Origin of the sequence: Thiomonas sp. OC7 (assembly GCF_900634595.1) — a bacterium.
In the GTDB taxonomy this organism is placed as follows: Bacteria; Pseudomonadota; Gammaproteobacteria; order Burkholderiales; family Burkholderiaceae_C; genus Thiomonas; species Thiomonas arsenitoxydans.
This window is the reverse complement of the sequence record NZ_LR131953.1, coordinates 2,827,692-2,841,159: the sequence shown is the minus strand read 5'-3', so window position 1 is coordinate 2,841,159 and position 13,468 is coordinate 2,827,692. Positions and strand designations below refer to the sequence as shown.

The window sequence follows — 13,468 nt, the reverse complement described above, 5'->3', positions numbered from 1 at the left end:
CGCCGTTCGCGCGCCTGCAGAAAACACGCCACGCGCGTACAGTCTTTGGCTTTGCCCAAGGAGAAAAAACATGTCCCTGAATCTCGCTCCTGCATCGCTCAAAGATCGCGTCGTCCTCATCACCGGCGCTTCATCCGGCTTCGGCGAAGCGACCGCCGAACTGTTCGCGCAGGCTGGCGCGCGCCTGGCCCTGAGCGCACGCCGCGGCGACCGGCTGGACGCTCTGGCCGCACGCCTGCGCGCACTGGGCGCCGAGGTGCTTGTTCTTCCTGCCGACCTGGCCGAAGTCAAAGCCGCGCAAGCCATCGTGCAAGATACCGAAGCGCATTTCGGCCGCCTCGACATCCTGGTCAACAACGCCGGGGTCATGTACCTGGAGCCCATCGACAGTGCGGACATGACCCGCTGGCAGCACATGATCCAGCTGAACCTGCTCGCGCTCATGGCCAGTTGCCAGGCCGCCCTGCCCGGTATGCGCGCCAGGAAGGACGGGCACATTTTCAACATGGCCTCCACCGCCGGGCGGCAAGCCAACCCCAACGGCGGGGGCTATTCGGCCTCGAAATGGGGCGTGGTGGGTTTTAGCGAATCGCTGCGGCGCGAGGTCTTCAAAGACAATATCCGCGTCACCGTGATCGAGCCTGGCGTGGCGCAGACCGAGCTGCGCGACCATATCGCCCACGCGCCCACGCAGACGGCGCTCAACAACTGGGCCGACAGCATGCGCCAGTTGCAAAGCGCAGACATCGCCCGCGCCATTGTGTTCTGTGCCGGCCAGCCCGCGCATGTGAACATCAATGAAATCCTGATGCGCCCCACCGATCAAGAACGTTGAACCCAACTCTGGAGACTCCCCAACATGATTCATGAACTCGCTGATATTCAGATCCGGCCCGGCAGTCAGGCCGAATTCGAAGCCGCCATCGTCCATGGCGTGAACACCGTCATCGCGCATGCCAAAGGGTTCGAGGGCTACGAGATCCGCAAAGGGATTGAAGCGCCCGAACGCTATCTGCTGATGATTCGCTGGGCCACCCTGGAAGACCACACCGTGGGCTTTCGCCAGTCCGAGGCATTCTCGCAGTGGCGGGCGATTGTCGGACCCTACTTCGCGCAGCCCCCGGTGGTCGAGCACTTCACGACTTTGCCCGAAGCGCAGAAACATTGAACGCCGAAGGAGCGCCTGTACGCGGCCCCGGCCGTAACACCCTCAGCCCTCCACCGTCGGACGCCACCATTTCGAGGTGCGTTCGGCAATCTCGCGCTCGGGATATGACTGGTAATGCGATACGTCGTTGAACAGCTTGAGGCGCGGGCGAACCTCGTTCATGAAATCGAGAATGGTCAGCGCCGCGGGGCTTTGATCGAGGCGCTCGCGGTAGCCGCGCGCATCCAGGCCCAGCAGGCTGCTGACAAGCAGGCGATTGGTGCCTTTGTGCGAGACGACCAGCACGGTCTGATGCCGGTGCCGCTCGATGATCTCGCGCATGATCGGCAACGCCCGGTGGATGACGCTCAGTCCCGACTCCCCGCCTTCGGGCGCCACCAGTAGCGGGTCTTCCTCCCACAGGCTGTAGGCCTGCGGAAATCGGCAGGTGACTTCGTCCCGGGTCAGGCCTTCCCAGTTGCCGTAGTCGATCTCGCGCAGCGCATCAACGATTTGCACGGGCAGATTGTGCGGGCCTGCGATGATCCGGGCGGTTTCCAGGGTTCGCGCCATCGGGCTGGCATAGACCGCAGCGATGGACACGCTGGACAACCTGATTCCCAGGCTCGCAGCCTGCTCTCGACCCTCGTTCGACAACGATATATCGTTCGATCCGGCAAAGCGGTCTTCCAGCGTCAGACGGGTCTCGCCATGACGGACGAGCAGAATTCTTGTGGGCATTGGGTTCTCCTGCGTGTCTCGTGAACACAGTGTGATGTCGGGCGCACTCAGGGGCGTAGTGCCGTCTGGAATGAACTCTGTGCCGTCATCGCTTTTTCGCTTTCAAGGCTGACTGGTTGCCAGCAGCATCCGTCCTCCGTTACCAAACGCCGGATCACCTCTGCGCTCTCGTCAATGCGAAAAATGTGAAGCCATTTGTTGTCCACCAATTGGCGGATCATTTCATGGCGAGCAATGATGTTGTCGATCGCTTCAGCAGGCGCCTCCAGATAGACACTGAGCCGCAAAGGCTCATGCATCCAACGGCTACCGTCATGTAAAGACTGCAGGGGCAGGCCCACCCGCAGATCACCTCCATTGCCTTCCAGAACGCCGATGGCGCCACCCACCACGTTGTGAAGCACCTTGTTGCCGCTTCCGAAGCGTGAATTGTCGACAACCGAGCCGTAATACTGCATGTTGATCCAGTTGGCGACGACCATCGGGGCGGTCATGATGAGCTCGAGCACCTTGAAGTCGGCATCGTTTTTCCAAACATAGTCATGCAAGAAGGCGCGCCCGCCAAGGTCGGCGCCACGTGTACGGAACCTGGGGGCAGCAATGAAGGCGGCGTTATTGGCCAGCGCCCATTCAGGGCGCACTTGCGACCAATCCCGGCTGCGCGCCTGCACATGCTGGGCGACATCGCGATCTGTCATTGCATCGATGCCCATCGACGAAGCACGCTGCATGCGGGTCAAGTCGCCAGCCTGTTCGAGTGCGCGTTCAAGGTTGGCGAGATCAGGCGCCAGGTCATGCGGTACGGCATGCGCATCGAACACCTGGACGATGTCCGTCGTCGTGTCATGCAAGGCCGCCAGGAACCAGGTGTCTTCTGGAATGAGAATGCCACGGCGTGCCAGTTCCACCCGAACCTGCTTGTCGTTGAATAGCGCTGCAACCACTTTCGCACTCGCCTCGCCTGTTTGTCCGGCACACGCGCCGCAGTCCAGACTCGTGGCATGCGGATTGTTCACAGAACTGCTGCCATGCCCAACGAGCAAGACAAGGCGCGCAAATGGCTCGGTCAGGCCCATGGCACGCAAGATTCTTTCCGCGTTCTCAACCCGTTGGTCCTGCGGAATTCCTGTTGCGCCGTGATGCGAGCAGCACGCATCACTTGTCTTGGGCAACAAACTCGGCGAGAGAGCCAGCGCCCTTTTCCGGCCGATGCCCTGCGTTTTAGGGTCAGGAACGGGTCGAGACCAGCCCATGCTGTCCGACAGAAGTTTGGGCGCGTAGGTCAGCCCGGCAGACTCCACAAAAGAAAAACAGGAGGACGCCGAAAATTTAAAACCCTTCCACACCTTCGCCCATTTCAACCGAGCTCGGCGCTGTTGACGCAGTTGATCCGTTTCGTCTCCACCCTGCTCCTGCAAACAATAGCTGGGGGTGAACAGAATCGGCACATGAGAGTGCCCGCAATCGGCGCCCAGCGGAACGACCTCAATGAAAATTCCGAAGAACCCGGCAAAGCCGATGGTCTGTATCGAGGGCGCCACGATTTCCAGCGAGCGGCGGAATATCTCTGAGCGGACATCAATACAAAAAGCAGCCTGCACAGCGGGGGGCGTCGGCAGCGGCTGCGGACGCTGTGCTTCTTTCAGCGCTGCGAGCACCGAGTTCTGAAACCCGATTTCCATGGCACTGAGCAAGATTCTGTCGACCTCCGCAGCCGCACGGCGTCTGGCCGATGGCGCACGCATGCTGGCTGCGAGCATCTCCCGCCAGCGGGCCTGAAGTGCAGCACTGCCCTTCTCCTGAAACAGCAAGACATCCCAGACCAGACGAATCGCCAGAAGATCGACGATCGACGCATCGGTCTGGCCTGAGAGCTCCGCTTGCCACTTCAGGTATCGCGTCCAGGCGGCCCATCCCCCCACGCTCAGCAAAGCGGCGTGAAGATAGCGCTCGGTGGCCTCTGCAGGAATGTCGAGCTTCTCGACGGCCCATGCAATCGCATCCCGTGGGGCATGCGGAACCTCGGCGATGGCAGCGCGCAGGCCACGCAACCCCATCAACGCCGGGCTCTGGTCAATGGTGGCGGTCTCCCGCCAGGCGGCAAACAACGATTGGTCACGATAGGGCATGGGAATGACGGCCTGGCCGATGTCGAAGTACGCGGCGCAGTGCATGCTGATGCGTTCAACGACAAATCGCGTCCACAGACCTCCCTCGACTTTGTCGAGCAGATCACTCACGGTCGCCATGCCCATGCGGGGCTGAGGGCGGTCTGTGGCCAGAGCTTCCTGAACGTCCTCCAGGCTGAGCGTGCTGCCGCAGAGCCTGATCGCTTGGCGAATGTCCTTGCTGCCGATCCGGCCTTGAGCCACCTGCTCCTGGAAATAGGTGCGCGGCATGTAGAGGCTCGTGCCCATGACACGAGCCAGTAGATCAGAGGCGCTCTGAAAGTCGTGATCCCGCAGCCCAAAAAATGGATTGACGGCCACAAAATTCTTCAGCGGCCAGAGCGGCGCGATTCGGCCGCAGGCGGCGTCGATCTGAGGATCAATCGACAAGGTTGGCTCCATCAGCGTGGGCATGTCGGCGAGGTTCATCTCAAGCTCCTTGAAGTTGAATGTCATTGGTTTGGGGAACAGGCCACAACTTTTGCAGCAGACGGGTGACATAGACATCGACATACAGCCCGTTGTAGAGGTGCACATACAGCCTGAAACGCGCCGGAGAAGCACTCGCCTGCAGGAATTGCTGCATCATCAACAGCGCGACGAATGTCACGCTCACGACGGGCACGAGCACGCTGTAAGCCGTGTGAGCAAGCCCCGACACCGGCAAAACACTGTTCAGCAGCAAGCGATCGAACAATGCGTGCAACACAAAGTAGGTCGTGCATAGAAGCGCGCTCATCCCCCCCGCCATGACCAAGGCAGGCACCAGCCCCAGCGCCGTGGCTGCCTGCAACACGAGTTGACTCATGGACACCGCCAGAATGACGCCCACAACAAGCAAGGTGTCCTGCCCGTGCCAATAGACACCCAGTAGCGAGCCGATACCGAGTGACGCGGTCACGCCGAGCGCGAGGGCGGCAATCAGCCGCACAAGATCAAAGCCTTTGGGGGACGCTTGCAGGGCGGGCGCCCGAAAGGCATCGACTGCACTGCCCGATGCCAGAAAAGCATGGGCTTTATAAAGCGAGTGTGCAACGAGATGCAGCATGGCGAGGCTATACAGCCCGAGGCCGCATTCGAGCAGCATGAATCCCATCTGTGCAGTGGTTGACCAGGCAAGAGAGACCTTGACGCTGGTTTGCGTCAACATCACCAGGGAAGCAAGCACCAGGGTGACCAGCCCGATGAGGGTCAGCGCGACGAGCGCTCCTGTGGAATGCGACAGGATGGGGCTCATGCGAATCACCAAAAAAGCTCCGGCATTCACGATGCCCGCATGGAGAAGCGCCGACACCGGTGTCGGTGCTTCCATGACCTGCAGCAGCCAGCCATGCAGAGGAAACTGCGCCGATTTCAATGCCGCGCTCAAAACAATGAGGTAACTCGCGATCTGCAGTTTCATCGGCATCTCGCCTCTGAACGCCGCCATCAGTTGAAACAGGCGCTCGAACTCCAGCGTGTGGAGTGTCGAGCCGATCAAAACGATAGCGAGCAGAAGGCTGGCATCACTGATGCGGCTGGCGACGAATTTTTTGTGTGCAGACAGCACGGCAATCGGCCGCTTTCTGTAAAACATCAAAAGCTGATGCAAGCTCAGACTGGTGGCGATCCATGCCAAGGCGAACATCAAAAGATTGCCCGACACGATCAAGCTGAGAATGCTGGCCAGGGTCAAAGCGAGCCACTTATGAAACCGGCCCTGTTGCGCGTCGCCCGCAAGATAGTTTTTGGAATAACGCGATACGACCACGCCCACAAAGGACACCAGCAGCAGCATCATGATCGTCAGCGCGTTCAGATAAATCGAGAGGGTCAGATGCCCCAGTTCCGCAGGGAGCGCAGCGGATGCCACGGTGAAAGTGTGCGTGGCGCCCTGCAGCGTGCCGAGCAATCCAGCAGTGATAGCCAGCACGAAGGCCAGCCAGGCCATGGCTTCATTCAACCGTGCAATCAATCGAGGCCGTGCGTTGGCCCACGCAGTCGGAACGCAGCCGACGACCAATAAGGCAAGGGGCACGCACAGGGCGAGCAGTGGACCGAGCGAATTCCATGAGGGCGACATGGCATATCTCCTAGAGGTTGTTCCGGCAGATCAGTGGTGCAGCGGAACTCAGTCTATGGAGTACCTGACAAAATTAATAATGAATAATTAGAATAAAAACCATAGATAAAAAGCTATACATAAAGGATCGGACATGATGCATTGTTCGTGCCGAATGAAAATTGACCCACTTTTGAAGGTTATGCCGACGCAAAATTGACCCGGGTGTTCCACCTACCCTGCTGCTTTTTTAGGCACGGGGGGCAGGAGTGATCACCATGGACATGATTGGCAAGATCCGGCGGATGCATTTCCGCCAGAACAAATCCGTTCGAGAGATTGCCCGCAGTACGGGGCTGTCGCGCAACACGGTGCGTACCTGGCTACGCCAGCCGGGCGATGTCGTACCGCGGTACGCGGCGCGGCGAACACAACCCTCGCGCAAGCTCGCGCCCTATGTGGAGTGGCTCCGGCAGGCCGTGGCCATTGATGCGCAGCGTCCTAAAGCGCAGCGGCGCACGGCCAGGGCATTGCATGCCGAGTTGAAGCGACAAGGCTATGACGGCGCCTACAGCCGCGTCACCGATTTACTGCGCGCCTGGCGACAGGCCGATGGCACGAGCCCTGTGCACGCCTTCGTGCCCTTGACGTTTGCGCTGGGCGAAGCCTTCCAGTTCGACTGGAGTGAAGAGAGCATGGTGGTGGGCGGCGTGCCGTACCGCGTGCAGGTTGCCCACGTCAAGCTGTGCGCCAGCCGTGCCTTCTGGCTGGGGGCCTATCCCAGCCAAGGTCACGAGATGCTGTTTGACGCCCATACCCAGGGGTTTGCCGCCTTCGGCGGAGTGCCGCATCGCGGCATCTATGACAACATGAAGACAGCCGTCGACAAAGTGCACCCGCGCAAGAAGCGCGACGTCAACGCGCGCTTTGCGGCGATGTGCAGCCACGACCTGTTCGACCCCGACTTCTGCAACGTCGCTTCCGGTTGGGAGAAGGGGGTGGTGGAGAAGAACGTCCAGGACAGCAGGCGACGTGTGTGGATTGAGGCCCTGTCGACGCCCTGGCGCTCCTTTGCCGAACTCAACGCCTGGCTGGCCATGCGCTGCCGGGCCTTGTGGCAGGAGATCTTCCATCCCGAGTTCAGCCAGTTCACCGTGGCCGAGATGCTCGAGCACGAGCAGCCCCACCTCATGCCCATGCCTACAGCGTTCGACGGCTATGTGGACAACACGGTCAAGGTCAGCAGCACCTGTCTGGTGGCCATGGCCGGCAATCGTTACTCCGTGCCCTGTGAACTCGCCGGGCGGCGGGTGAGCACCCGGGTGTATCCCACCGAGGTGGTCGTGGCGCATGACGGCGTGTGTGTGGCCCGCCATGCCCGGCTGGCCAACCGGGGGCTGACCACCTACGACTGGCAGCACTATGTGCCGCTGATTCAACGCAAACCCGGGGCGTTGCGCAACGGCGCGCCGTTTGCCGATCTGCCCAAGCCCTTGCAGCAACTGCGCCAGGCGCTGCTGCGGCAAGACGGGGGCGACCGGCTCATGGCCCAGGTGCTGGCTCTGGTGCCCGCATCCGGGCTGGAGGCGGTGCTGGTGGCCGCCGATCTGGTGTTGGAGGCGACGGCCCCCTCCGGGCGCATCAGCGTGGAACACGTTGTCAACGTCATGGGACGGCTGCAAACCGGCCCCCAGCCTGCGGAGGTCACCACGGTCTTGACGATGGCCGATCCACCCCGCGCCGACACGGCCCGCTATGACCGCCTGCGCGTGACTGACGAGGAGCGTGATCATGCGTGAGGTCATTGCGGAACTCAAGGCGTTGCGGCTGCACGGCATGGCCGGTGCCTGGGCCGATTTGCAAGGTCTGGGGACGAACGCCAGGCTGGATGTCGCGCAGTGGCTCGTTGAGCATTTGCTGCAGGCTGAGCAGGAAGATCGCGCCGTGCGCTCGGTGCGTCATCAGATCCTCTCGGCCCGCTTCCCGGTGCACCGCGATCTGGCGGGGTTTGACTTTGATGCCTCAAGGGTCGATCGCAAGCTGGTGGGGCAACTCGCCAGCATGGCCTTTACCGAAGCCGCGCACAACGTCGTGCTGGTGGGCGGGCCCGGCACGGGTAAGTCGCACCTTGGAACGGCCATCGGCGTGGCGGGCATCACGCAGCACGGCAAGCGGGTGCGGTTTTACTCCACCGTCGATCGGGTCAACGCGCTGGAGCAGGAGAAGGCGCAGGGCAAAGCCGGGCGGATTGCAGCAAGCCTCTTGCGCATGGACTTGGTCATTCTCGATGAACTGGGGTATCTCCCCTTCAGTCAGGCGGGCGGGGCTTTGTTGTTCCATCTGCTGTCCAAGCTCTACGAACACACCAGCGTGCTGATCACGACCAATCTGGCCTTCGGCGAGTGGTCTAGCGTGTTCATCGATGCGAAGATGACCACGGCTTTGCTCGACCGGCTCACACACCACTGCCACATTCTGGAAACCGGTAACGAGAGCTACCGCTTCCGTCACAGCACGGAAACCGCCAAGACCCGCATCAAGGCGCGGGAGCAAAGGCGTTCGGGCACAGCACAGGCACCCCAGCCCGCTGAGCCCGAGACACCGCTTTGACCCCCACAAGCCCTTGGGGCAAGCCGCTCTGGGCTACGCCCGGCGCAGCTTGCCCCAAGGATCCAAACCCACCAACCAGGAGCCAACCCCACGCAAAAACCGTAGACTTATCCACACCCGACTGCGACGCAGTCGGCCTTAGACCCCGGGTCAAAATTGAATCGGCACGGTGGAGGTGCGGACGAATTCTTGGACTACTCTGGAGGTAGTTCATGTATTCATACGAGGATCGACTGCGAGCCGTGCAGCTCTACATCAGGCTGGGCAAGCGTGTTGGCTTGACCATCCGCCAGCTCGGCTATCCGACGAAGAACGCGCTCAGAAGCTGGCATCGGCAGTACGTCCAGAGCCTCGAGTTGCCCGCTGGCTACGTGCGCCCGCCGAATTACACGCAGGCGCAGAAGGACCAGGCGGTCGGGCACTACCTTGCGAACGGCCGCTGCATCGCGATGACGATCGAGACATTGGGCTATCCCTCAAGGGACCTGCTTTCCGCTTGGATCAAAGAGCAGCACCCAGAGTCTCGCGCGCGGATCGTTGGCCGAGCCCAGGAGCTGTCGCTCGCGATGAAAAAGTCCGCGGTCATCGCACTGTGCACGCGACAGGGAAGCGCCCAGGCGGTGGCTCAAGAGTTGGGCGTGTCACGGCCATCGCTGTACATCTGGAAGAATCAGCTTCTCGGCCACGACGTATCCGCATCCATGAAGCGCCAACGCGATTCCTCGCCAAGCCAGCAGCGAGACGAACTGGAACAAAAACTCGAAGAGCTTCGCCGAGACGTCCAGCGCCTGCAACTCGAGCATGACCTGCTGAAGAAGGCGAATGAACTCTTAAAAAAAGACCTGGGCATCGACCAGCACCTCCTGACGAATCGGGAGAAGACACAGCTAGTTGATGCCCTGAGACCGACCTATGCGCTGCCGGATCTGCTGCGAGCCGTTGGCCTGGCGCGTAGTTCCTACTTCTACCATCGGGCTCGGCTCGGGGCTGGCGACAAGTATGTCGAGGTGCGCCGCGCCATGGCCGAGATCTTCGAGTGCAACTACCGCTGCTATGGCTACCGCCGGATGCATGCCTCGCTCATCGAGCAGTCCGTGAACATCTCCGAGAAGGTTGTTCGGCGACTGATGAAGCAGGAGAGTCTGGTCCCGGTCGTAGCCAAGCGCCGTCGATACGGCTCGTACATGGGAGAGATCAGCCCGGCACCGGACAACCTCCTGAACCGAGATTTCAGCGCGGCCGCGCCGAACGAGAAGTGGCTCACCGACATCACGGAGTTCCAGATTCCTGCTGGCAAGGTATACCTTTCCCCGATGATCGATTGCTTCGATGGCATGGTCGTGAGCTGGTCGATCGGCACGCGCCCGGACGCTGAGCTGGTCAACACGATGTTGGACGCAGCCATCGAGACGGTTGCCGCCAGCAGCCGACGGCCCGTGGTGCATTCCGATCGCGGCGGCCACTACCGCTGGCCTGGTTGGCTGTCACGGATCGCCGAGGCGAAGCTCGTCCGCTCGATGTCACGCAAGGCATGCTCGCCGGACAACGCGGCGTGCGAAGGCTTCTTCGGTCGCCTGAAGAACGAACTGTTCTACCCTCGCAACTGGCTGAACACGACCATCGACGAGTTCGGCTCGGCCTTGGACTCGTACATCCGCTGGTACAACGAATCAAGGATCAAGATGCCTCTGGGCTGCCGCAGCCCAGTCGAGTACCGCAGAAATCTGGGAATAGCTGCTTAACCAGTCCAAGTTTTCTGCCGCGCCCCCGGTGGGTCAAAATTCCATCGGCACGAACACAGCAAGCGGTCTGATCACGATTTACCCCTCCGTTTCGAGATCGGGGATGTGGTTGAACGCGATGCGCATGGGGGCTTCCTCCCGCCCCTGGTGGCCGCTGCCGCAATAGATGGTGTGGCGGCCGTAGCGCACGTTGAGGGCATCGACCGCGCTCCACAGCGCGGCCTGCTCCGCATCAGAGCCGGGCACATCGCCCTCAAACAGGCTGGCGCTGGTCTGCCCGGGCTGGCGCAGATCGTGCAGCAGCATGGCCACTTTCATCGGCGCCCAGCCCGCAGGAACTAGGCCGGGCCACAGCTCGCGCAGGGTGTGTAGCAGGGCGCGGGTGTCGGCCGTCGGCGCGAAGCGAGCGCCGCGCTCGGGACGCAGGCGCTCGCCGTGCCGACAGGTGAGCTTGAGCATCACGGTCATGGCGCCGGCCAGCAGGTGCTCGCGGCGCAGGCGCATCGCGGCTTTCTGCGTGAGGCGATCGAGCACGGCCAGCGCGCCCTCGGCGCTGCGCATCTCCGGCGGCAGCACATGCGAATGGCCGAGCGAACGCCGCGGATTGGCGGCCTGCACACCAGACGCCAGCCCGTGCAGCCGGTCGTAAAACGCCTCGCCCGCCATGCCGCCCCACACCACGCGCAGTTGCTCGCGCCGCGCCCGCCAGAGCTGCTCCACGCTGTGGATGCCCTGCGCCTGCAGCCGCGCGAGCATACGCACATTGATGCCGGTGAGATCGGTGAGCTGCATGCGCAGCAGCGGGCCGGGCAGGTCGGTGGAGTCGAGCACCACCAGACCGTCGGGCTTTTGTAGATTGGACGCCTGCTTGGCGAGAAACACATTGGGCGCGATGCCCACCGAGACACGCAGGCACTCGCCCAGCGCCTCGCGCAGCGCGGCCTTGAGGCGCAGCGCCAGTTGCGTGGCGCGCTCGCGGCTGGTCCAGCCCATGGGCAGGCTGCAGGCCATTTCGTCGATGGACAGCACCTGCTCCACCGGCGCGATGGTGTCCACCACCGCCACGGCGCGGTGGTGAATCTGCACATACTCGGCATGCCGCGCCACCACGAACACGATGCCCGGACACAGCCGGCGCGCCTCGGCCACCTGCGTCCCCGTCTTCACACCAAACGCCTTGGCCTCATAGCTGGCAGCGATGCAGCAGGTCGTGTCGGCCAGCATCGGCACCACACCCACCGGCCGCCCGCGCAACTCAGGGCAAAGCTGCTGCTCCACCGAGGCGAAGTAGGAATTGAAATCGACCAGCAGGCAACGCAGTGTCATGGCAGCCCGCGCCGCTTGCACGGCGCACCGGAATACTGTTTTTACGCACAGTATTTCATGCTGCCATGACGCTGGCAAGTGGCCCGCTGCAAGTGGCGCTGCCGCGCGGGGGTTTTACGCCTGCCAGCGCTGCGCCGGATGCGCGGCCGGAGCCGCCGGGTGCTGCTGTGGCGGTTGCGCTTGCGGGGTTTGCAGCGGCGTCAACAGCACCATCGTGGGCAGCACCGGCGGCATCGGCCACGGCGACTGCGGCAACAGCACACGCAGGGTGGACATCGGCCCGAACACCGCCCTCATCTGCGCATTCATCTGCGCGTCCACCCGCTCGATCAGCCGCTGCATCGGCGCAAACTGCGCGTGCATCTGCCGCAGCGCCCAGGCAGGGGCGGCCGCACCCGAGCTTTGCTCGATCACCACCCGCGCATGGCCCTGCGGGCTTTGCCAAGTCCAGGTCTTGACCTGCACCGGGCCTGCGGCCGTGTGCATGACCTCCACCGTCTGGTGCATGGGCATGTCATGCCCGTCGTAACGCACCGCAAGCGGCTGCGCCTCCAAGGCCAGCGCGGGCAGCGTCATCGCCAGCGCTGCAACCAGGATTTTGGATTGAATCTTCATGATCGAACTCCTTTCTCAAACTGAACCCAACGCCGCAGCGCGTGGATGCCGCCGCGGCGATTTTTTCGTTCTTTTCCAGCGATCGGAGTTCCTGAAGCGAAGCTGAAGGTCGCCCGCACAGGCCGCCGTTCAAAGCGCCTGTACGGCCTCAAACCGCCGGGGATGGATCGGCCTACGCCCGCAGGCCCACCAACCGCTTCCACTGTCCGCTCGCCAGCGCGGTGCCCGCCAGGATGATCGCGCAGCCCGCCAGCATGGCGCCGGTGACGGCTTCCTGCAGAAACAGCGCGCCCCAGAGCATGCCGAACGCCGGAATGAGGAAGGTGACCGAGGCGGCGTAAGCCGCGCCGACCTGCGCCACGAGGCGGAAATACACCACATAGGCCAGCCCGGTGCACAGTACGCCCAGCGCCACCACGGCGGCCCAGATGTCGCCCTGCACCGCGTGCGTGGGCCAGGTGAACGCTGCGGGCAGCGCGAGCAGCACCGTGGCCGTGAACTGGCTGCCGAACGCGGTGAGCGCCGGATCGACCCCGGCCAGATGGCGGCGGACGTAATGCACGGCAAAGCCATAGGACACAGGCGCCAGCAGTACCGCAGCAACCGCCCACGGCGCAGCGCCCTGCGAGAGGCCGGGCTGATCGCCCACCAGCACGACCACGCCGAGCAGACCGACGCCCAGTCCCACGACCTGCGCCCGGCCGATCGGCGCGCCGAACAGCGTCGCCCCCAGCACCGCCGCCCACAGCGGGGTGGTGGCATTCAGAATGGCCTCGAAGCCCGCGCCCAGGTGCAGCGCGCCGACCGCGAACAAGGTGAACGGCAACGCGGAGTTGGTCACCCCGACGACCAGCAGCGGCCCGAGTTTGCGGCGGAACTGGGCGCGCGCTGCGGCGGTTCGCAGCACCGGCAGCAGCACCAGCGAGGCAATGCCCACGCGCAGCGCGATGAGCGGCAGCGGTCCGAACTCGGGCACGGCGATGCGCAGAAAGAGGAAAGAAGCGCCCCAGATGGCGGCGAGCAGAAACAGTTCGATGAAAGGCATGGGCGTGATCCGGCTGATGCGCAGCGCTGGCCG

11 protein-coding genes are annotated in these 13,468 nt (G+C 62.8%); 5 read left to right on the top strand and 6 right to left on the bottom strand.

The genetic code is table 11. The features are described 5' to 3' along the window. Positions 1-70 precede the first annotated feature (70 nt). Entirely contained in the window at positions 71-835 is a 765-nt protein-coding gene (locus tag BIO17B3_RS13670; RefSeq protein WP_156054445.1) for an SDR family oxidoreductase, read from the top strand. Positions 836-859: 24 nt separating this feature from the next. Continuing rightward, a complete protein-coding gene (locus tag BIO17B3_RS13665; protein WP_156054444.1) occupies positions 860-1,168 on the top strand; it encodes an antibiotic biosynthesis monooxygenase in 309 nt (102 codons plus the stop codon). A gap of 42 nt (positions 1,169-1,210) precedes the next feature. Here BIO17B3_RS13665 and BIO17B3_RS13660 read toward each other — a convergent pair whose 3' ends face one another. Genes BIO17B3_RS13660 through BIO17B3_RS13650 form a run of 3 tightly spaced genes read right to left on the bottom strand, consistent with a single transcriptional unit; the run spans position 1,211 to position 6,118 of the window. After that, complete coding sequence (locus BIO17B3_RS13660) at positions 1,211-1,888, bottom strand: histidine phosphatase family protein (protein ID WP_013122367.1); 678 nt, start codon at positions 1,886-1,888, stop codon at positions 1,211-1,213. A gap of 47 nt (positions 1,889-1,935) precedes the next feature. Continuing rightward, on the bottom strand, positions 1,936-4,485 hold the full coding sequence (locus BIO17B3_RS13655) for a YbcC family protein (protein WP_156054443.1): 2,550 nt from the start codon (positions 4,483-4,485) through the stop codon (positions 1,936-1,938). A gap of 1 nt (position 4,486) precedes the next feature. Then, entirely contained in the window at positions 4,487-6,118 is a 1,632-nt protein-coding gene (locus BIO17B3_RS13650) for an NADH-quinone oxidoreductase subunit L (protein ID WP_156054442.1), read from the bottom strand. A 257-nt stretch (positions 6,119-6,375) separates the two neighbouring features. On the opposite strand from BIO17B3_RS13650, the gene istA reads away from it, so the two are divergent. From istA to BIO17B3_RS13635, 3 genes are all read left to right on the top strand, one after another. Beyond that, the gene (gene istA, locus BIO17B3_RS13645; protein WP_156054441.1) at positions 6,376-7,896 is read left to right on the top strand and encodes an IS21-like element ISThsp2 family transposase; all 1,521 of its coding nucleotides are present in this window, start codon (positions 6,376-6,378) and stop codon (positions 7,894-7,896) included. Then, a complete protein-coding gene (istB, locus tag BIO17B3_RS13640; protein ID WP_156054295.1) occupies positions 7,889-8,707 on the top strand; it encodes an IS21-like element ISThsp2 family helper ATPase IstB in 819 nt (272 codons plus the stop codon). Before istA ends, istB begins: the two co-directional genes overlap by 8 nt. 212 nt (positions 8,708-8,919) lie before the next feature. Further along, positions 8,920-10,449 carry an IS3 family transposase gene (locus tag BIO17B3_RS13635; RefSeq protein WP_156054440.1) on the top strand — a complete coding sequence of 510 codons (1,530 nt, stop codon included), beginning with the start codon at positions 8,920-8,922 and terminating at the stop codon, positions 10,447-10,449. 78 nt (positions 10,450-10,527) lie between these two features. Here BIO17B3_RS13635 and BIO17B3_RS13630 read toward each other — a convergent pair whose 3' ends face one another. The 3 genes from BIO17B3_RS13630 to BIO17B3_RS13620 form a co-directional block, all read right to left on the bottom strand. Continuing rightward, positions 10,528-11,775, bottom strand: coding sequence for a DNA-directed DNA polymerase (locus tag BIO17B3_RS13630; RefSeq protein ID WP_156054439.1), 1,248 nt, complete (start codon positions 11,773-11,775; stop codon positions 10,528-10,530). Positions 11,776-11,889: 114 nt separating this feature from the next. Next, entirely contained in the window at positions 11,890-12,390 is a 501-nt protein-coding gene (locus BIO17B3_RS13625) for a hypothetical protein (protein ID WP_156054438.1), read from the bottom strand. Positions 12,391-12,562: 172 nt separating this feature from the next. Continuing rightward, on the bottom strand, positions 12,563-13,435 hold the full coding sequence (locus tag BIO17B3_RS13620) for a DMT family transporter (protein WP_156054437.1): 873 nt from the start codon (positions 13,433-13,435) through the stop codon (positions 12,563-12,565). Between the last annotated feature and the right edge of the window lie 33 nt (positions 13,436-13,468).

What these genes read in the sequence shown, in the direction of transcription:
- BIO17B3_RS13670 (WP_156054445.1), top strand. Translation starts at nt 71, where the DNA reads ATGTCCCTGAATCTCGCTCCTGCATCGCTCAAAGATCGCGTCGTCCTC.
- BIO17B3_RS13665 (WP_156054444.1), top strand. Translation starts at nt 860, where the DNA reads ATGATTCATGAACTCGCTGATATTCAGATCCGGCCCGGCAGTCAGGCC.
- BIO17B3_RS13660 (WP_013122367.1), bottom strand. Translation starts at nt 1,888, where the DNA reads ATGCCCACAAGAATTCTGCTCGTCCGTCATGGCGAGACCCGTCTGACG.
- BIO17B3_RS13655 (WP_156054443.1), bottom strand. Translation starts at nt 4,485, where the DNA reads ATGAACCTCGCCGACATGCCCACGCTGATGGAGCCAACCTTGTCGATT.
- BIO17B3_RS13650 (WP_156054442.1), bottom strand. Translation starts at nt 6,118, where the DNA reads ATGTCGCCCTCATGGAATTCGCTCGGTCCACTGCTCGCCCTGTGCGTG.
- istA (WP_156054441.1), top strand. Translation starts at nt 6,376, where the DNA reads ATGGACATGATTGGCAAGATCCGGCGGATGCATTTCCGCCAGAACAAA.
- istB (WP_156054295.1), top strand. Translation starts at nt 7,889, where the DNA reads ATGCGTGAGGTCATTGCGGAACTCAAGGCGTTGCGGCTGCACGGCATG.
- BIO17B3_RS13635 (WP_156054440.1), top strand. Translation starts at nt 8,920, where the DNA reads ATGTATTCATACGAGGATCGACTGCGAGCCGTGCAGCTCTACATCAGG.
- BIO17B3_RS13630 (WP_156054439.1), bottom strand. Translation starts at nt 11,775, where the DNA reads ATGACACTGCGTTGCCTGCTGGTCGATTTCAATTCCTACTTCGCCTCG.
- BIO17B3_RS13625 (WP_156054438.1), bottom strand. Translation starts at nt 12,390, where the DNA reads ATGAAGATTCAATCCAAAATCCTGGTTGCAGCGCTGGCGATGACGCTG.
- BIO17B3_RS13620 (WP_156054437.1), bottom strand. Translation starts at nt 13,435, where the DNA reads ATGCCTTTCATCGAACTGTTTCTGCTCGCCGCCATCTGGGGCGCTTCT.